The 20,307-nt window shown below is 60.0% G+C and carries 12 protein-coding genes and 1 pseudogene; 8 read left to right on the top strand and 5 right to left on the bottom strand.

Translation table 11 applies throughout. The features are described 5' to 3' along the window. The first annotated feature begins 120 nt into the window (after positions 1 to 120). The 7 genes from PUN71_RS15710 (at position 121) to PUN71_RS15680 (ending at position 11,910) form a co-directional block, all read left to right on the top strand. On the top strand, positions 121 to 2,316 hold the full coding sequence (locus PUN71_RS15710) for a hypothetical protein (protein ID WP_277799167.1): 2,196 nt from the start codon (positions 121 to 123) through the stop codon (positions 2,314 to 2,316). 357 nt (positions 2,317 to 2,673) lie between these two features. Then, complete coding sequence (locus PUN71_RS15705; RefSeq protein WP_283532413.1) at positions 2,674 to 4,203, top strand: ABC transporter substrate-binding protein; 1,530 nt, start codon at positions 2,674 to 2,676, stop codon at positions 4,201 to 4,203. Positions 4,204 to 4,262: 59 nt separating this feature from the next. Further along, positions 4,263 to 5,204, top strand: a complete 942-nt coding sequence (locus PUN71_RS15700; protein WP_277799165.1) for an ABC transporter permease — start codon at positions 4,263 to 4,265, stop codon at positions 5,202 to 5,204. Beyond that, a complete protein-coding gene (locus PUN71_RS15695) occupies positions 5,201 to 7,009 on the top strand; it encodes a dipeptide/oligopeptide/nickel ABC transporter permease/ATP-binding protein (protein ID WP_277799164.1) in 1,809 nt (602 codons plus the stop codon). The genes PUN71_RS15700 and PUN71_RS15695 overlap by 4 nt, the downstream gene beginning before the upstream one ends. Beyond that, positions 7,006 to 7,860: an ATP-binding cassette domain-containing protein gene (locus tag PUN71_RS15690; RefSeq protein ID WP_277799163.1), complete on the top strand. Its 855-nt coding sequence runs from the start codon at positions 7,006 to 7,008 to the stop codon at positions 7,858 to 7,860. Before PUN71_RS15695 ends, PUN71_RS15690 begins: the two co-directional genes overlap by 4 nt. Positions 7,861 to 8,059: 199 nt before the next feature. Beyond that, on the top strand, positions 8,060 to 10,495 hold the full coding sequence (locus PUN71_RS15685; protein WP_277799162.1) for a glycoside hydrolase family 2 TIM barrel-domain containing protein: 2,436 nt from the start codon (positions 8,060 to 8,062) through the stop codon (positions 10,493 to 10,495). A gap of 425 nt (positions 10,496 to 10,920) precedes the next feature. After that, the gene (locus PUN71_RS15680) at positions 10,921 to 11,910 is read left to right on the top strand and encodes a LacI family DNA-binding transcriptional regulator (RefSeq protein ID WP_277799161.1); all 990 of its coding nucleotides are present in this window, start codon (positions 10,921 to 10,923) and stop codon (positions 11,908 to 11,910) included. Between the two features lie 639 nt (positions 11,911 to 12,549). Here the strand turns inward: PUN71_RS15680 and PUN71_RS23105 are convergent. From PUN71_RS23105 to PUN71_RS23210, 5 genes and pseudogenes are all read right to left on the bottom strand, one after another. After that, positions 12,550 to 13,104, bottom strand: a complete 555-nt coding sequence (locus PUN71_RS23105) for a ParB family protein (protein ID WP_349361817.1) — start codon at positions 13,102 to 13,104, stop codon at positions 12,550 to 12,552. Between the two features lie 516 nt (positions 13,105 to 13,620). Next, complete coding sequence (locus tag PUN71_RS15665; protein ID WP_277799160.1) at positions 13,621 to 14,658, bottom strand: Gfo/Idh/MocA family protein; 1,038 nt, start codon at positions 14,656 to 14,658, stop codon at positions 13,621 to 13,623. Then, positions 14,655 to 16,229 carry a glycoside hydrolase family 1 protein gene (locus PUN71_RS15660; protein ID WP_349361816.1) on the bottom strand — a complete coding sequence of 525 codons (1,575 nt, stop codon included), beginning with the start codon at positions 16,227 to 16,229 and terminating at the stop codon, positions 14,655 to 14,657. The genes PUN71_RS15665 and PUN71_RS15660 overlap by 4 nt, the downstream gene beginning before the upstream one ends. Before the next feature lie 410 nt (positions 16,230 to 16,639). Next, entirely contained in the window at positions 16,640 to 16,861 is a 222-nt protein-coding gene (locus tag PUN71_RS15655) for a hypothetical protein (RefSeq protein WP_277799159.1), read from the bottom strand. A gap of 807 nt (positions 16,862 to 17,668) precedes the next feature. Next, positions 17,669 to 17,791: pseudogene (locus PUN71_RS23210) on the bottom strand (IS21-like element helper ATPase IstB); the annotation flags it as partial. A 218-nt stretch (positions 17,792 to 18,009) separates the two neighbouring features. Here PUN71_RS23210 and PUN71_RS15650 point away from each other — a divergent pair. After that, positions 18,010 to 20,217 carry an MMPL family transporter gene (locus PUN71_RS15650; RefSeq protein WP_277799158.1) on the top strand — a complete coding sequence of 736 codons (2,208 nt, stop codon included), beginning with the start codon at positions 18,010 to 18,012 and terminating at the stop codon, positions 20,215 to 20,217. Positions 20,218 to 20,307: the final 90 nt, after the last annotated feature.

Genomic DNA, 20,307 nt, shown 5'->3' with positions numbered 1-20,307 from the left:
CCTGCCGGCCGGGGACCCCGGTGCCGCTTTCCCAAGACGGTCGCAAGCTATGGTCTCAACTACACGCTTGTCTCTGACCACTACCCGCCCAGTCCGACGATGCCCTGGAAGAAGAACCCCTTGACCCACACCCCATTCAGCTCGGGAACCCCCCCGCAGCGAGAGCTGTCGCTTGCCCAACCGAAAGCATCAGGCATCAACCGCCAGGCAGTGGTGGCGCGCCATGCAGTTCGCATCACAGCCCCGAATCCAGAGCATGTCCTCACTGTTGGCAACGGGGATTTCGCGTTCAGTGCCGATATCACCGGGATGCAAACTTTCACGGATTATCACGATGCAAGGGCGGCCATGGCGGGCGGCGGTGTTGCGGTGAATACGGCCACGATGAGTTCGTGGGGGTGGCATGAAATGCCCAATCCCGGGGATTACACTCTCGAAGACGCAATGTCGCACTACGAGACCTCCCGGGGCCCGGTGTCCTATCCTGATAAATACGACATGCAACAAGCCATGCGTGGTGAATTATCTGATGAGAACAAACCGGGAGCATGGCTGCATGCCAACCCGCAGCGTATAGACCTTGGCCGCCTTGGGTTGGAGCTTCGCCAGACACCGGGTGGGGCCATCGAGAATAACCCCCATGCACTAACAGCGGTCCACCAGGAACTTAACCTGTGGACAGGGCTGATTGAAAGCACCTTTCGCTACGCAGGCGAACTTGTCAGAGTTCAGACAGTAACGGCGCCGCACAGCGCGGCGGTGGGCTTCCGGGTACGTTCAAGCCTCCTTTCCGACGGGCGGCTCACCGTATCCATACGATTCCCCTACGCCTCGGACGGATTCTTTCAGACCTCGGACTGGGACGCCCCCGACCGCCATACGTCAGTATTGACGCCACAACAAGCCGGACGCGCCAGCATACTGCGGCAATTGGACGCGACGAGCTACCGAGTCGACGTCGATACAAACAACGCAAGAATCAGTCAAACGGACCATCCGCACTACTTTCGGGTCGAGTCTGCGAAAGAGTCACTCGACATCGTGGCAGCGTTCGCGTCCGACCCAACCGTTCCCCGGGAGTGGCCGACCGATTACGTAGGGTTTGAGCCCTTGAGACAGGCAGCTGCGCAATCCTGGAAACGATTCTGGTCCTCCGGGGCAGCCATCGATGCGCAGGGAAACGCCGACCCGCGTGCCCAGGAGCTGGAAAGAAGGGCTGTATTGTCGCAGTACCTCACGGCCGTCAACTGCGCGGGGGTAGCACCTCCGCAGGAAACGGGCCTGATCACCAATTCCTGGCAAGGCAAGTTCCATCTTGAGATGCATCTGCTGCACGCCGCCCACTTCGCGACGTGGGGCCGGCCGGAACTATTGGCCCGCAGCATGCCCTGGTATCTGTCAATCCTGGGGCAGGCGCGGAAAACTGCTGCGCGGCAGGGGTACCCGGGCGCCCGCTGGCCGAAGCATGTAGGACCGAATGGGCGGGAAAGCCCCGACCCTATCGGCTCGCTCTTGATCTGGCAGCAGCCCCATCCCCTTTACCTGCTGGAACTGCTGTGGAACGCTTCTTGCCCGCAAGAAAGGGAAGCCCTAGCGCACGCCTATGCCGAGCTGGTGGAGGACACTGCTACGTTCATGGCGGCCTTCACCGAGGAACGCGACGGCGCGTACCACCTTCCTGCCCCCATCATGCCGGCCCAAGAGTTCTACGATGCGGCCACCACAGAAAACCCCACGTTTGAACTTGCTTACTGGTGGTTCGGCCTTGAAATAGCGCAGCGGTGGCGCGAACGCACCGGCCAAGAGCGGATTGATACCTGGACCGCAATCCAGGACAACCTCGCACAGCCCCACCAGCAGGCTGACCGCTACGCCGCTGTCGCGACCGAACCGTACCTCCGATGCGACGACCACCCCTCCTTCTTGGCCGCCTACGGGCTCGTGCCGCCAACACCGCTGATCGACCCCGGACGGATGGAAAAGTCACTCCGGTACGTCCTCAACTCCTGGGAATGGCCCAGCGCATGGGGTTGGGACTTTCCCGTGATGGCCATGACGGCCGCCCGACTCGGCAACCCAGAGCTGGCTATGGATTGCCTGCTCAGGGACGAGGCAAGGAACAGGCACACCGCCGTCGGACACAACCCCCAGCTGGGCGGCATCCTGCCGCTCTACCTTCCCGGGAACGGCGCATTCCTCGCGGCCGTATCACTGCTGGCTGCGGAAAACGAGTCCGGTAACGGATTCCCCGAGGACTGGAACGTAAAGGCTGAGGGCTTTGTGCCATGGCCGAAAGCCGTTGAACCCCGGATCTGACCCCTCCCGGGAAGCCATACAGCCCTCCTGAATGATCAAGGGAACTGCTTTGTCGACGCCGGACGGTAGCAGGGTTCGGCACCCTGTAAGGCCAGGCCAGGCCGCGAACAGCGCACCCTGCTAAATAAACCGACTCCGCGTTTCCCCGATTCCGCACTGCGAAGGGTACAAGGTGGAAGAAAAGTAACACGCGTCACCTATTTACTTTAGTAACACGTGTGCCCTAAATTTCTAGTACCGCGTGTTACCGGAGCTCTTCACTCATTCCGTCACGCGGTATTGACGGCCTACGGAGCGCCCATCTGCTGCCTTTCGTCCGTCCAACACGTACTCCACCTCATCGACAAGGAAGTCTTCATGAAGACGAAGCATTTGGCTCGCGCCGCAGCCATTGCAGTTGCAGCGACGTTCGCGCTCACGGCCTGTTCGGGACCGAGCGGCACGTCCGGATCCTCCGGACAGGAGGCCCCGCACACGCTCCGGCTCGCGCTGGCGGCCCCGCCATCGAACTTCCAGGTGGGCGCCTGGTCTGGAGGAGATGCAACCCTTCTTCTCTCCACGTACGACACAATCGTGCACCGTTCCGTTGACGGCAAGTTGGTGCCCGCAATTGCAGAATCGTGGCAGTACAGCGATAATCGCACTCAGCTAACGCTGAAGATCCGCAGCGGCATGAAGTTCACCAGCGGAAACCCGGTGGACGCCAAGGCGGTAGTCGCATCGCTGGAAGCCGCCAGGGTCGGCCCCTCAACAAAGCAAAATGTGGCTTCGGTCTCCAAAGTGGAAGCCACCGATGAATCCACCGTCGTCGTCAGCCTCTCATCGCCTGATGCGGCCCTCTTGCCCTACCTTTCCGGGGCAGTTGTAGGGGACCCGAATTCGCTGACCGCAGAGGACTCCAAGCTGTGGCCTGTCGGTTCAGGCCCTTACATCCTGTCCAAGGAAAAGTCCACCGTCGGGTCCCACTATGTGCTGGACAAGAACCCGGGGTATTGGAACGCCGGGGCATATCCCTACGAGACAGTAGATGTGCAGATCATCCAGGATCCCACGGCGGGACAGAACGCTGTACTCTCCGGACAGCTTGATTACGCCGGACTTCCGTCCAAGGACGCCCAGTCTCAGTTCCCGCAGGATCGATTCACTGTGGGGCAGGGCAAGCCAAGCACCGTGTCGGCCTTGTGGCTCGTCGACCGGGAAGGGAAGATCGTCCCTGCATTGAAGGACGTTAGGGTCCGGCGTGCGATCAACATGTCCGTCAACCGCGACGCCATCGCTGCGAACCTCAACCCCGGAACGAATACGGCCACGAACCAGCTTTTCAGTCGAGAAGGTTCTGCTTTCAGCCAGGATCTGGAGAAGAAGACGCCGTACGACGTCACGCAGGCCAAGAAACTTATGGCTGAAGCGGGCTACTCTGATGGCTTTGATGTGACGATGCCAAGCGTCCCGGGCATTACGACCGCGTATGAATCAGCAGTCCAGCAGTCTCTGGCGGACATCGGCGTAAGGGTTACCTGGGAGCCGGTTCCGTTCCAGCAGTTCTACCAGAAAGTGTTCGGCGGGAGTTACGGCATGTTCTTCATGTTCAACGGCTTCAGTGGATCGGACGCGCAAGACTTCAACGCGTCCAACTCCGGCATTTTCAACCCCTTCAACCTGACCACCCCAGAACTCGAGAAGCTCAAAGCGGCTGCAAACGCAGCACCCGAAGCCGGGCAGGCGGAGGCGTTCAGGGCAATCAACGAGTACTTGGTGGACCAGGCATGGGCCGCTCCCGTGAGCAATATCGCCAGCTTCTACGTCGTGCCGAAGACCGTCGAATTCACAGCTCCTGTCCAGTTCGGCCAAGGTGTCGAACCCTTCAAGCCAGCCGGCAACCAGTAGTAGCAATCCTTAGTGGTGCGGGGGCTTGACGCCCCCGCACCCGCATCTTGGAGAACTTCGTGCTTCCATTCCTGCTAAGACGCATCGGCGAGGGGATCTTTTTGGTCTTCATCGTCACTGCCATCACGTTCTTTCTTACCTTTGGCGCCAACATCCCCGTGGCCCGAAACATTTTGGGTCCCAGTGCCAACGTTGATCAGGTGGCCACTCTTGAGGACAAGCTTGGCCTGGACCGTCCCATCCTCGAGCAATACTGGAGCTGGCTGACACATGCCCTCCAGGGCGACTTGGGTCGTTCCTACTTCACCAGTGAACCTGTAGCGACTGCCATGGCCGGCCGGCTTCCGGTGACTCTGTCAGTCGTGGTCCTGGCCTGTGTCATCACCATTCTTATCAGCCTCTTATTGGGCGTTACATCTGCTGCGAGGGGCGGCTGGCTCGATTCCGTTTTGCAGGGTATCACGACCCTGTCATTCGTGTTTCCCGGAATTATCCTGGGCATCGGGATGGTGTACCTCTTTGCCATCACCCTCAAACTTGTACCCGCCGTCGGCTTCGTCCCCTTCTCAACGTCGCCCGTGGGGTGGTTCGCTTCGGTAGTCCTGCCCGCAGTGGTTTTATCTATCGGGGGTATCGCTGCCCTGGCCGCGCAGATCCGGGGGTCATTGATCGATGAGTTGAACAAGGAATACATCCGCACCCTCCGCAGCCGGGGTGTCGCTGAACGCAAGATCCTTCTTAAGCACGCAATGAGAAATGCCGCCAGCCCTTCACTGACCACCTTTTCCCTGCAATTCATCACCCTGTTCGGCGCATCGCTCTTCATCGAAAAAATCTTTGCACTTCCCGGCTACGGCACTTATGGGTTCACAGCAACCATCCAGGGCGATCTGCCGGCGATGCTCGGCGTGACCCTGTTCGGCGTCGGCCTAGTCGTCGTCGTAAACATGATTGTGGACGTCGCCAACGGATGGCTCAACCCGAAAGCGAGACTGTCGTGACTCTCCCGGAACCCGAGGCAATCGTTCCCGTTGGGGATCCCGCCACAAAACGCCGCGCCGGCGCCTTCCGGCGTCTCCTCACAAAGCCGGTGGGCGCAGCGTCCCTGTTCGTCCTCGTGGCGCTGGCCCTTCTGGCTATGTTGGAGCCAGTGCTCAGCACCCACAACCCTGCTTTCACATCCCTCGCCCACGTCAACGTTCCCCCCGGCACTCCAGAATGGCCGCTCGGAGCAGACCAAAATGGGCGTGACATCTGGGCACGCACACTTGCCTCGCTGCAGGTATCCTTCATCTCCGCACTCATCGGTGCAAGCATGGCCATCGTTATCGGCAGCATTCTCGGTCTAATCGCCGGCTACGCCGGAAACAAAACCGATGCCGTGATTTCATGGGTATTCAACCTGCTGATGACATTCCCCGTGCTCGTCCTTGTCATGGTCCTGTACCCGGTCATGGGTTCCTCCTACCAGGGCATGATGGCGGTCTTCGGCTTCTTCCTGTCGCCCAGCATCTTCCGGCTGGTCCGCAATCTTGTGGTCTCCGTCCGGAACGAACTGTATGTCGATGCTGCAAAGGTCTCTGGGCTGTCAAACTGGCGTATTCTTTCCAGGCACGTCTTTTACGCGGTCCGCGGCCCGGTCATCATCGCTTCAGCCTTCATGGCAAGCGCGGCAATCGGGGTGCAGGCCGGCCTGGCCTTCCTCGGCTTTGGGTCCTCCACAACCCCTAGCTTCGGCGCGATGACCAGCGACGCCTTCCTTAACATCTACACCCGTCCAGTGCAGATGCTCTGGCCTGCCCTCTTCCTTGGACTGCTGTCCGGAGGCCTGGTCCTCCTGGGCAATGCTTATCGGGATGTTCTGGCAGCCCCCACCGCGGTGGCCAAGAAGCGCGCCATGCGTGAAGCGGTCACAGCAGAGGAAGCGCTCGATAAGCCGCCCACTCCCCTGACTGACGCCAAAAAGGGAGGGCTGCTCGCGGTCCGCAATCTGTGGGTCCGGTACCCGCAACCTGATGGCGATGCCAAGGCAGTGGTGCGGGGAGTTTCACTGGATGTCGCACCCGGCGAAATCGTTGGCTTGGTCGGTGAATCAGGTTCGGGTAAAACCCAGACGGCGTTCTCCGTTCTGGGGCTGCTGCCCAAGGAGGCGCGGGTAAGCGCAGACATCATGGAAATTGCTGGAGAATCCCTGCTCAGCAAGGACCGCGAAGCCATGCGCAAAGTCCGTGCCGGCGTCGTTTCCTATATCCCCCAGGAGCCCATGGCCAATCTGGACCCGTCCTTCACCGTTGGAAGCCAACTCGTCGAGCCGTTGCTGGACCGGATGTCGGTCAAGGAAGCACAACAGGTCATACTGGGCCTCTTGGACCGGGTAGGAATCGTCGACCCCCAAAGGACCTTCAGGTCATACCCGCACCAGATCTCCGGCGGCATGGCGCAGCGCGTCCTCATAGCGGGCGCCGTAGCCAGCCGGCCTAAATTGCTCATCGCCGATGAACCCACCACCGCACTGGACGTCACCGTCCAGGCCGAAATCCTTGACCTGCTCCGGGACCTCCAGAACGAGTACGGCATAGGGGTACTCCTGGTGACACACAACTTCGGCGTCGTCGCCGACCTGTGTGACCGGGTAATGGTTATGCGCGACGGGGAGCTCGTCGAAAGCGGTGAGGTCCGCCAAATCTTCCACGCACCCAGCCATGCCTACACCAAGACACTCATCGGCTCGATCCTCGATGAGGACACTGTGCGCGGCGACCTCGTCCCGACACCCGCCCACGCAGCACCCATGGAGGACCAATGACTGACCTGCTGAAAGTCTCAGACCTTAAGCTCCGCTATCCCAGCAAGAAGCTGCGCGGCTTCTCTCCGGAGATTCTGCGGGGCATCTCCTTGACCATCGCCCCCGGCGAGACCCTGGGTCTCGTCGGGGAATCCGGGTCCGGCAAGACAACCCTCGGCCGTGCCGTACTGGGCCTGGCGAAGCCAACCTCAGGGTCCATTCATTTCGATGGGCGCGATATCACGCATTTGTCAGGACGCGAACGCCGACCGCTGGCACGTGACATCCAGGTTGTTTTCCAGGACCCCTACACTTCACTGAATCCTGCATTGCAAATCGCCGACATCCTCTCCGAGCCGTTGATCGCCCAAGGCGTCGACCCGCAGGAGGCCCGCCGCTCGGTCACCGATCTGCTGGATCGCGTGGGAATGCCCCGGAACGCGGCCGAGCGGTATCCGCGGGAGTTCAGCGGCGGACAGCGGCAGCGCGTCGCGATTGCCCGGGCACTGGCACTCAAACCAAGACTCATCGTCTGCGATGAACCCGTATCAGCCCTCGACCTGACAACCCAGGCCAAGGCCCTGGAGCTCTTCATCGAGCTCCAGCAACAGACCGGTGTCTCGTACCTGTTCATCACCCACGACCTGTCAGTAGTACGCCACATCAGCCATCGGGTGGCAGTCATGTACAAGGGAGAGCTCGTAGAGACGGGACCGACACGTGATGTGACCACCCATCCCACCAACAACTACACGCAGAACCTGCTGCTTGCAGCACCGACAGCCGACCCCGACCGTCAGCGCGACCGCCGCGAAGCACGCAGGAGGCTGCGCGAAAGCGCTGACAGCGGCCTCAGCGCCGGCGTCACGTAAGGGCCCCCAGCCAGCGCAGATCAGACGACGACAGACGTCACCGATGCCGTCCGCGCATGCGACGGCGCATGATCCGTGGTGGACCCACATTAATTCGACTTTGTTCCACCATGTCACTCTGGTGACACGTGGCACGCACAATGGACAGGATCTAAATAATGAGCAGGTTTTCCCCTTCCTCCGGCCCGGAGGGCCCAAAATGAGTCGGACTCCGTTTAACGAAGGCTGGGCCTACAGGGTAAAGGCAACGGCCTTCCAGGAACTTGGGGGTACCACAGGTGCGGACTGGCGTGAAGTAGCCCTTCCCCACGACGCCCTTATCGCCACCGCCCGCAGTGCCGATGCCCCGCGCGGCGAAACGAACGGATACTTTCCGGGCGGTGCATTTGAATACCGCCGGACCCTGCACGTTCCCTCTGATCACAGCGGCAAGCTCGTAGTTCTTGAATTCGACGGTGTCTACAGGGACGCCAACGTGTTCGTCAACGGCGCGCTGGCGGGCCAGCGCGCCTTCGGCTATTCACGCTTCACGGTCCGGATTGACCAGTTCCTTGAATTTGGAACCGACAACGAGATCCGCGTGGAGTGCCGGACTCATCTCGACTCTCGCTGGTATTCGGGAGCCGGTATTTACCGCAACGTCCATCTCCATGTGAAAGATCCGGTGCACGTCGCTGTGGACGGCATCCGGGTCACAACCCCCGATGTCGAGGACGACTTGGCCGTCGTCGAGGTGGAGACAATCACCGAAAACTTCAGTGCCACCACGACGACCGCCCGCGCCCTTACAGTCCTTACCCGGAACGGCCAGGAGGTGGCCCGGGTTGACTCGCCTGTGACGCTGCTCCCCCGGGCACAGGAAACCGTGCGTCAGCGGCTGTACGTTGAAACTCCCGACCTTTGGGACGTCGAAACTCCAAACCTGTACGAGGCTACGGTAACTCTGCGGACGGAGGAAACAGCCGATGAGGTCTCCACTACGTTCGGCATCCGTACCCTGCAGCTGGATCCACGGAAGGGGCTTCGGATTAACGGACGTGGCGTGAAGCTGCGTGGAGCTTGCATCCACGGTGATAACGGACCGCTTGGGACCGCGGCATTCGCAGATGCAGAGGAAAGAAAGATCCGGCTTCTGAAAGATGCTGGCTTCAATGCGATCCGCAGCTCCCACCACCCAGCCAGCTCCGCCCTCTTGGACGCATGCGATCGACTGGGCATGCTGGTCATGGACGAGGCCTTCGACGTCTGGACTTCAGCCAAATCGGATTACGACTACTCCTACGATTTCCCCCAGTGGTGGGAAAAGGATGTCGAAGCCATGGTGGCCAAGGACTTCAACCATCCAAGCGTCATCTTCTACTCCATCGGCAATGAAATTCCAGAAACAGGAAACCGGTTCGCAGCCCACTGGGGACGGCTGCTCGCGGAGAAAGTGCGATCACTGGACTCCACCCGGTTCGTCACCAACGGGATCAACGGGTTCGTCTCCGTGTTGGACAGCGTTCTGGAAGGCATGAAGCAGCGGCGCACGGAGGCTGCGGTTTCTGGTGGCGTCAACCAGATGATGGGCGACTTCGGTCCCATGATGAATCAGATCCAGGCATCCTCCCTTGTCTCGACCCGGACGGAAGAGTCTTTCTCCGTCCTGGATGTCGGCGGTCTCAACTACGGATCAGCCCGCTACGAGCTCGAACTCGAACAGTTCCCCGCCCGGATCGTTGTCGGGTCGGAGACCTGGGTGACCGAAATCGACAAGAACTGGCCGCTGGTCCTCGAACACCCCCATGTCTTGGGAGACTTCACATGGACAGGCTTCGATTACCTTGGAGAAGTCGGAATCGGAGTCACACAATACACCCGCGCCGAGAATGCCGGCGCATCAAGCTTCGCGACAGCCTATCCAGGGCTGACGGCCTGGTGCGGAGACCTGGACATCACCGGCGTCCGCCGGCCACAGTCGTATTACAGGGAAATCGTTTACGGCCACCGGACCGAACCGTACATTGCCGTCCAACGACCCGAACGCTTCGGGCAGGAAATCGCCATGGCAACCCCTTGGTCCTGGTCGGACACCGTCTCGAGCTGGAGCTGGCACGGAGCAGAGGGCCGGCAGGTGCACGTAGAGGTGTATGCCAATGCCGACGAGGTGGAGTTGCTGCTCGACGGCGAAAGCCTCGGCCGGGCCATGGTTGGTGGAACCCGCAAATTCCGCGCCGATTTTGATGTTCTTTTCACCCCGGGAGAACTGACAGCCGTATCCTACGTCCAGGGAACTGAACAAGCCCGAAGCTCGCTGCGTAGTGCGACGCCACAATTCACCATCCAGGTACGTGCAGAAGACGACATCCTCGACATAGGAGGACTGGGCTTCATCAGAGTCACCCTTTCCGATGAAAGTGGCGTAGTCCATACCGGAGCGGACCGTCCGATAAGACTGGATGTTGAAGGGCCGGCGGTTCTTCAGGCCTACGGCGCCGGCAATCCCATCTCCGCCGAGTCTTTCACCGGAGCTGAACACTGCACCTTTGATGGCCGCGCCCTGGCCATCGTTCGGGCCACCGGACCTGGAGACATTGCCGTTAAAGCCACGGCCGAGGGCATCGACCCTACGGTGATCATACTCACATGCGAATAATTTGAGGCGTGGGTTGGGGGGAAAATCCAGCCCACGCCTGTCCCGCGGAAACATAAGGCGCTAATCCGCAAACTGTCCTGCGGCAGTGGACGGAGCCAATACGGGGCTGCTGACCGTCGACGGGGCCGCCGTCTCAGGACTACAGCTTCGGCGGCTCAAAGGGTGATGAGAGCCTGTCCGGACAGGCCGTCCCACCCCCAGACCCCAACCTGCCCAATCCCGGCGACAGGGCCGTTCCCTTCAACACGATCTAGCGTGATCACCCGAACTGAACTCCAGCAGGTCGCCGCCTACCAGGAACTGCTTGAGTATGTGAGGAAGCAACTCCGGTAATTCCTCAAGGCACACGCGTTACTAGTTTAGTAAGATCTAGGAAATACAAGTTCCAGTCGGGCTCCCGCCACTCAACGAAAGGAGCGGTCAAGATGCTCATTGCGAGGTCGATTCATCGTCCGGCCACGAGTGCCGATGTGGCACGTCTTGCGGGGGTTTCCCGCTCCACGGTCAGCAATATCCTCAACGGCAACGGCGCCAGGTTCCAGGAAGAAACTAAACAACGAGTCTTTGACGCGGCTCAAGAACTGGATTACCAGCCATCCACTGCTGGTCGAATGCTTAAAAGCGGTCGGAGCGAAACCATCGTAGTGTTGGTCCCCAACACTAGCTTCGGCGGGAATCTCCAGGACGCGGTGGACCAAGTAATGGTCCGCACACGTCAAATAGGCGGAAACGTTGTGGTCCGTTTCGCGGGAGACACGCCTGCTGCGACGGCATCGGCCATCGCGGCCCTGCGGCCCTTGGCGGTCGTGGATCTTGGCGTGCTTAGCCGGACAGAACGGGACTGGTTGGAAGGTCGGGGAATTATCATCGTTCCGTCCATGACCGGTCCGCGCACCAGCCCGGACGGAGGAATCGCGGAACTCCAAGCAGGTGTCCTTCTAAGTCACAGGCCGAAAGCAGTATGGTTCGCAGCTCTTTCCGATAAGAGGTTTGATCCATACGGGCCCGGAAGGCTTGATGCGCTCCTAGCGATCTGCCGGAGGGAAGGGCTGCCCGACGCCCGCCAGGTAGCGGTTGAGCTTTCGGTCGAAAGCGGAATTCAGGCCGTCCAAACAATTCTTGGGGGACCCGTACCCGCCGGAATAGCGTGCTACAACGACGACGTTGCCTTGGCGGTATTGGCAGGCATCAGAGAACTCGGATTGGATGTCCCGGGACTGCTTTCCGTTGTCGGAGTCGACAAAACGCCGGCCGGGCAGCTGTGGTCACCGGCACTTACAACCATTGATACCGATCTGAAAGGGCTGGTCGACGCTCTTGCGTTGGAACTCGGTGCCCGTCTCGGAAATGAGGCTGATTATGATCTCCCGGCGACGCATGAGCACTTCAGGCTCATCCGAGGCAAGAGCGCCTGATCGGGAACCCCGCGATGCGGGATGTCTTTAGTTCACCGCTCAAAGTCTTCTTGGACTTTCAGCTCCTGTTTGGACGGCTTAACCACGACGGTGAAGCGGCCGTGAGGGCGGGTGCGACCTCACAAGGACTAGGAAGCACAGATTCCGGCGGACTTGGGGCCCGGTTTCGTACCAGGCGTGGGTACAGCGGCAGTTGGCGGTAGTCTTGACCGATTCTTTTGCCCTTCGTGCGCTTCAGTTGCGGGTCGACTCCTACGATGAGGCCAGGAACGTGTCGCTGGGGCACGGACCTAGCAATGGGAGACCAAGTTGGCGGCGGGCAGTCCGGGGCGACGTCTGCTGTCGATCGGAAATGACGTTTTTCGCGAAGCGGTAACCTACCGACGCCGTGTGCCACAGAGCAATCGGCCGCTCATGGTTCCAGTAGGCGCTGGGCGCTGCTGGGCTCGGTTATAGTCGGAGGTTTGTCCGGATGCGGAGGCCTGTCCGGCTCGGCGGCACACAAGACTCACACGACGGCAACTGCGACTTCGTCAGGCCCTATAGAGACCTACTTCCGGAACTCTCCGGCACCGTCGACACGTGCGGCTTCCATCAGGAGTCAGAGATGGCGTCGCCATCCACGTTGCGACCCTGTCGTCACGCAGAAAAGGTCGTTCTCGGACACGGATACCCATCGCCCGCGGAGGTTGCCAGAGGGTTGCCTCTTGGCAGCTCTCCCGGTCCACGTTCGCCGCGAGTGGGCCGTCCCCGCCGGATCATTCCGGCAGGGACGGCCTGCCAGTTCTGCCCGTCGTTATATTTCCTCTGCAATCGATTTACTTCTTCAAGGGTCGCAGCCACCACGAGATCGGAGAGCGAAGCATACCCTTCGCGCAGACCTACGGCCTGAAATGCTGCACGTACTTGGGCGGCCTGGGCTGGGGTGAAGTATGGGTTGATATGCGCGGTGGGTTTCCCTGAACGACGTCCGGACCCTTTGTCCTCCGTTGACGGCGCAAGGATGGGTCTGGAGGGTCGCACCCCCTGCTTCGATGAAGGCTGTTGGGTGGCCTGCGGAGTATATGTGTATCTCAGGTCTCGCATTGCTCGATGCACCTTCTCACGGGTACGGCGAGTAACAATGTCGGGTCGGTGGAGAACGTTGGAAACGGTACCCACTGAGACGCCTGCCGCCGCCGCCACATCTGCCATTCGAACTTGACCTTGCATTGAATCTCCATGTGGATTAATGACCTAAAACGGGAACGCGGGAGGTTGCTCCGGCGCGGAGTCGCTTTGTCGCTCCGAGATTCCAGAGCTGCAGTTCGTGTGGCCCGGTTCCTTGGAAGAGGAACAGCCGTGCGCATCGATCCGACGCAGGAGTTTCTCCGCAGTGGGGAGGCTGTTAGACAGGATTGCTGTTCCTACATCTGCGCTTATCGGACACCGTCACCTAAGCGCGTTGGACGCCCGTTGCGGTAATTGACCACGTAGGCAGCGACTTCGGAAACATCGGCCGCGTCCGGTACCGCCGCTTCGAACTCTGGCTCACGGAACATCCGTCGGCGAAGCTGCTGCGAAGGTCCAGCCGGTTGCCGGAAACCGCCCGACACAGCCGAAGCCAAATCCCCAGTTCTCACCCTCGGAGGCCGATGGGCATGGAAAAGCGACGGACGCATCCACCGAATACCGTGGTCCATAGAAGAGATCGCCCCTTATACGAGCCGTTCATACTCGATTCTTCGGGACGGTGGAATTCCCACCTAAGATGGCGGAGCGAATCATGTCGAGGGTGCGGAAGACGGCTGTTGTGTCCGCAGCGGTATGCAGGGGATGCTCGGTTAGTCCCGCGGTGATGGCTTCGTTGACTGCGCGCAGCATCGGCACATAGCCGTTGCCCTCGCGGTCGAGGTCAACTGACTCGGGTGCGTGAATGATCGTTTGCCAGGACCCGGCATGAATTTGTATTGATGTCGTTGACCAGAACGGTCCCGGGAGCACGATCCACCCCTTGGTTCCACTTATCGAGCCGGAGAGGTCAGCGAACTCCTGACTGGAGGATGCGCATTGCGCGAAGCGGCCATCAGTGTACTCAAGCGTGAAGTGCTCGGCGAGATCCAACCCATCGCTGCGTACCGTTCCTGCTGCGTAGACGGACTCCGGCACACCGAAAATCGTGTGGGCCAGCGTCACGGGGTAAATGCCTTGATCCAGTAAGGTGCTGCCGCTGCGCTTGACGTCCCACCGGCTGCCGCCGTCCTGGGGAAATGGCATGCCAAACATCGCCCGTAGGCTGCGGGGGGCGCCAATCCTGTCCCTTGCAATCTGTTCCTGTAGCAGGATGAAAGCCGGGTTGAATTTCATCCACATGCCCTCCATGAGGAACAGATTCCGCTCCCGGGCGATCTGAAAGAGTTTCTCCACCTCGCCGGCCGTCACCGCCATCGGTTTCTCGACGAGAACGTGCTTACCGGCCAGCAACGCATCCCGGGTCAGCGCGTAGTGGGTCGCGAAAGGGGTGGCGATGTACACCACATCGAGTTCGGGGTCGGCCAGAAGTTCTTCGTAGCTGTCTGTCGAACCGGCGTCGGCGAACTTTTTTGCGAAGTCTGCTGCCTTCCCGGCGTCCCTGCTGTGCACGGTCCGGATTTCGGTACCTTGGCAGGCTGCGAGGTCTGCTACCACGCTGTCCGAGATCCGGCCGGTACCGACGATCCCCCAACGGAGAGTGCGCAGCTGGGTGCTGCGATCCTGAACGATCGTCATGAAGCACCGACCCCCGTGCTGACAGACTCCGTTGTGGACGGCAGGGAACCGTTTTTGGCCACGTTCCCGAGCCATGCGAGGCTTGGTTTGGGGCGGCGTTCGAAGGTTGTTCGGTCCACCGCGATGAGACCGAAAGTTGGCTCCCAGTGGCCCCATTCGTAGTTGTCCAGTGCGCTCCAGTGGAGATAGCCGCGGACGTCGATGCCTTCGCTCATCGTGTCTGACAGGTGCTGCAGGGCGCCCGTCGTGTATGCAATGCGCCGTTCATCGTCAGCTGTGGCGATGCCATTCTCAGTGATCAGGATCGGCACGCCACCTGTTATGTCCCAGGTGTGCCGTACGGCGATGCCGATTGCATCCGGGCGATAGGCGTTTCCAACAATTGTGTTGTCGGGGTGAACGGGGTGCGGCACGATGCCGTCGGCCGTGACGTTCTGGCTTGAGTACGACTGGACGCCGATGAAATCGTCCCCGCGTGCCGCCTCAAGAAAGATGTTTTCCCGCACGAACTGCACTTCGCGGAGCTTTTCTTCCCCGCCGGGCAACGCGACGAGAGCCTGGTTCGCTACCGTCCATCCCACTGCTGCCCGTGTACGCTCGCGCAGAATGCGGCGTGCAGCGTGGTGCGCCTCCACCAATCGCTTGCTTACATCGATATCAGGGTCCGGAATTACGGGTCGGGCCTCTCCTTCCACCGTCGGACTGAGCCACTTTTTGTCCTTTTGCTGCTCGGCAGCCCGACCCATGGTCGTCATGAGAGCAAGCATGTTGGGCTCATTGATGGTGCAGATCCATTCGACGCCGTCCAGGATGCTGACGACGGCTTCGATGTAAGCAGTGAACCGCTCGATCGCCCGGTCCCCCATCCATCCGCCCTCTTCGGCGAACCAGCGCGGATTGGTGAAGTGATGAAGCGTTATAACCGGCGTCAGCCCTAAACCAAGGGCGGTATCAATCATGCGGCGATAATGTGCTAGCTCCGCGGTGGAAATGTGTCCTGGTGACGGCTCGATGCGAGCCCACTCAATGCCGAACCGGTAAGCATTGAGCCCGGCGTCGGCAAGCAGTTTCATGTCCTCGGCGTAGCGGTGGTAGCTGTCGATGGCGTCACCGCTGCGTTCCATGCCGGTCCGTAGCTGTTCGCGTGCCCAGAAGTCGCTGTTTACGTTGTTGCCCTCAATCTGGTGCGGGGCGGTGGAGGCTCCCCAGAGGAAGCCGTTCGGAAAGTTCGTCATTGTACGTGCCGATCTGGTAGATGCCGGTGCTGAGCGGAAAGCGGTTGCCGCAGAAATGCTAACATGAAAATAGCAATACGTCACTAGATTCGATCTGGCTTTGGGCAGTGACTGCCAGCGTGAGACGGTTTCGTCCCCTACGGCATGGGCAGCCCCACGGCCATCCCCAACGTCCTCATCGGCCGTACAGAGGCCGAAGGAGTCCTTCGCGGGCAGTTCGAGGTCATTGATGGTGCCTACGATGGGGGTGGTAGCGGTGACCCGTTCCCCCAACTGAGCCCTGAGAAACAGGACGCCCTCATCGAGGTCACCAGAATGGGATTCCCCCTCGGTCATGGTTCGGCTGTACGGGTGGGTGCAGCGGTGCGGCTCGGAGATGGCGCCGCGGTCGCGGAGAAATGCAGGCGCTGCGCGCGGCGGCCAGCGAGCCGCGGCAGCCGCATAGTAGGAGCGCGGCAAGAAGGGCAGGCATGGCTGTAGCCAGGATGCGTTCCAAAGGGTCCCCCAAGGAAATGTCGATGATGGGGACAGGTTATTCGGTCAATTCTCTACTTCCCGCAGCTCCATAACGCGCGCAGGAGGCCTTCGTTCAGTGAGCCTCCGGGAGGCCCGACCCGGATCTCCCAGATCCGGGCCTGGGGCTGGTCCTTTAGGGGGCCCGATGTCCGATAGGAGCGTCGGAAGGGGTTGGCGCCTTGGATTTCAGCTACTATGTCGAAACCGGGCAGGTTTTTGACCGTCGGTGGTCATGAAGTGCCCTCGGATACGCCAGGATTATAGCTGTCGTTCAAATCGTGTTCAAACACGGTGTGACCGCAGGCAACATCGACGGTGGTTTCGACGGTATATTCTCCGGGTCCGGTTCGTGTCACCCTGATGCCATGGTTGAGGGCGAGGGCGTCAGGGATAAGTCTTTCCACTGTTGTATTTAAAAGATCGTCAACTTTGGAGGCGTCGGTCGTTGTCACGCGGCGGATCTCGTGGGACCTGTGAATCATGGATTTTCTCAAATCTGTTTAGCGCATCTTGTTGCTGCGTGGAGTGCATTGTCGGGTGTTCTGTTCTTCAAAGGTTGCTAGACCCCGTTGTTGGGCCTTCCAACTCTGCCGGGAGTCTTCATCAACTGACTTGCCCCTGACGCGTTCGGGTCATTCGTGGGGATTGCGTCCAGTTGAAGCTGGATCAAATGTCCCAATTACTGAGCTGCAAAACATCCACCAGGTTGTGTGGTTTCGGCCTACTACCGTTGGTGTAGTACGGACCTGAGCATTGAAGAGGATGTAAGTGCGTGGCATCCGTGCGGGGTGACCGACACGACTTCAGAAACGTTCCGGGATATCGCGGTTTGGATCCCGGTCGTTCGAAATCTTCAACTCCACGGAACGCTGCAGGCCAAATTTGGAGTACTCTGCGGAGACTTTGGTACGGGCACTCAGGAAGAGCGTGCAGAGTCCCAATATCAGCAAATAGTTTCCCAGCTGAGACACGAAGAACGACATTATCCTGGTCTGTGGGCCATGTTCATCATGGCTCTCCTTAGGTTCTCCGGCCACCGCCCGGGGGCAGTTGGCCCGTGGTTCGTCGGTGGTGTTATCTAAGCTTCCGGAATACAAATAAAGAGGCATCCACCGCCCGCCTCGGCTTTGTCTACAGCGGCTGCTGTACGCCAGGCCGTGCCGTTCCTTTGCAAGCGTTTCTTAGGGGTATGCGTCCGTGGCCGATGCGGTGTCCCGGCATTAGACGTGCCAAGGTCTATGGTCCGCGTCCTGGCCGCTTCAATGGGTTGCTTGATGCACTTGCCGGGCGATGCTGTGTGCGAGCCGATATGAGTTCGTGCCGGTTTCGATGATGTCGTTGAAGGTCCGGCGCTCCACCATCCACGACCACAGGCGCGGGTCACAAGATGCTTAGCGAGTAATGAAGTAGGCCCAGAAGTAATCGTCCTACGGGGGCCATCCGAACCTTCACAGCCACGCGTGCGGCAAGAAGCTCTCTGACACCTTCGTGGATACGGCATTTGATGTATGTGGATTCGAGCCCGATGGCGGACGATCCGCGGCACCATTTTGGAGATGCTGGATAAGTCGCACATCCGCTCCTTGAAAGGTCCATTCTGATGTCTATTTTTCTCTCTCGACTGGGGCGCCTTTGCTCCCGGCATCGACTTATCGTGCTCGGCGCATGGTTACTGATCTTTGCGGTGCTGACCGGCGCCATGGTCGCCGGGAAGGCTAACGGTGGCGCGGGCACGGCAGCCCAGTCGGTTTCAGAGACAGAAGCATCACGCACTCTTGACCGAGTCAAACAGGAGTTCCCGTCCACAGGGAGCGGCGAACCCGCCAAGGCCCTGCAGCTGGTGTTCCAATCAGCTGAAGGCCAGGCTGTCACAGACCCTGCCAATGCCGACGCAATCAATCGTTTGATTAACCGCGCAGCTGAACTGCCGGGCGTCAAGAGGGTAAGCGATCCCCTTGATCCCTCCCGACCGTATGTTTCCGCGGACAAGTCACTGGCAGTTGCCACCTTGACGTACGGCGACTTGAACAGCGTGGACGAAAAGGAAGGCGATTACCAGGCCGCCCTGGACCTCAAGAACCAGGCTCCGGACCACCTTCGGGTCGAGCTTGGGGGTAACCTCGTCGATCCGGGTGCGCCCGCGCCCGGCCCCGGCGAGATCGTCGGTGTTCTCGTGGCGTTTGTCGTCCTGCTGCTGACCTTCGGGTCCTTGGTGGCTGCCGGCTTCAACCTTCTCTTGGCCGCATTCGGCGTCGGTGTCGGCCTTGTTGGCGTGCTCGCCTACGGGGCATTTAATCCTGTTGGCGACACTGTCATCATCCTTGCTGCCATGCTGGGACTGGCGGTCGGCATCGACTACAGCCTTTTCATTCTCTCCCGGTTCCGTACGGAACTCCGTGACGGAAAAACAGTGCAGGAAGCGGTCTCCCGGGCAACAGGAACAGCAGGCACAGCGGTTGTCTTTGCCGGCCTGACGGTCATCATTGCCCTGGTTGGACTTAGCGTCGTCAAGATCAGCTTCATCACGGAAATGGGCATGGCCGCAGCCTTTGCCGTTCTCATCGCTGTCCTCATTGCCCTGACACTGCTGCCCGTGGTCATGAGAACGCTGGGACGCCGCGTCCTTCCCCGCCATGAGCGTAAGCTCCCTGAAGGCACGGTGACCAGCAAGGATCCCGTCTCGGGTAAGAGCTTCCTGAACTCCTGGTCCAAAGTGGTCGTCAAACGCCCCCTGATGGCCATCGTGGCCGGAGTCATCATGCTCGTCGTCGTTGCGTTGCCCGCGCTGGACCTAAAGACTGCGTTCAATGTGCCCGGAGGAGTGGACCCCGCTTCCACCGAACGCGCGGCATACAACCTCATTCTGGATGAATTCGGGGGTACCCAAAGCCCTATCGTCATCCTGGCCGAGGGAGCCAATGTTGATACGAAACTACCGGCCGTCGAACAGGACCTGGCGAATCTCGCCGGTGTCCAGCGGGTCATTCCTGGCAAGGTGAACGCCTCAGGGAACGCCGCCTTGCTGACTGTCATACCTAAGACGGGACCGATTGATGACCTGACCAAGGAACTCGTCACCAGTATCCGGAAAGACTACGACACCCCCGGCGTCACGCTGAGCGCGACAGGCGAGGCGGTCATTTACATTGACCAAGACGCCCAACTCAACCTGGCACTGATTCAGTATCTTGCCGTCATTGTTGTCCTGTCCCTGGTGCTCCTGACCATTATCTTCCGCTCACTGCTGATTCCGATCGTCGCCACGCTTGGCTTCCTGCTGTCCGTGGCGGCATCGTTTGGTGGAAGCGTGGCAGTGTTCCAGTGGGGCTGGCTTGACCCGATTATTGCCGCCCCCCAGGGCGACCCGATGCTGAGCATGCTTCCGATCCTGCTGGTTGGTGTGCTCTTCGGGCTGGCCATGGACTATCAGGTGTTCCTCGTTTCCCGGATCCAGGAAATGCACTCCAAGGGAATGAACCCAAAGGAAGCAATCGTGCAGGGCTTTACACGCTCGGCGCCTGTGCTCGTAGCCGCGGGAACGATCATGGCCGTAGTGTTCGCCGGCTTCGCGTCCAGCACCATGGCAGTTGCAGCGTCCATCGCTTTCGGACTTGTGGTTGGAGTCGTGGCGGACGTCTTCGTAGTTCGTCTGATCCTTATGCCGGCTGTGCTGTCCCTTCTCGGCAAGGCGGCCTGGTGGATGCCGAAGTGGATGGACAGAATCATCCCGAATATCGACATAGAGGGACACTCGCTCGATAAGGCACCGGAAATCGTGGAAAGGGAACCTGGGCTTGTGAACTCCTGACCCGGCGGTTCCCTGCGACAAGCACAACCTTGAATTGTTCCCCGCCGTATGAAACAAGCAGCGGGGAACACTTCTTGAGCAAAGGCACAT

Origin of the sequence: Arthrobacter sp. NQ7, from assembly GCF_029581595.2 — a bacterium.
Classification (GTDB): Bacteria; Actinomycetota; Actinomycetes; order Actinomycetales; family Micrococcaceae; genus Arthrobacter; species Arthrobacter phenanthrenivorans_B.
The sequence above is the reverse complement of the archived record's forward strand: the minus strand, read 5'-3'. Positions and strand labels throughout refer to the sequence as shown.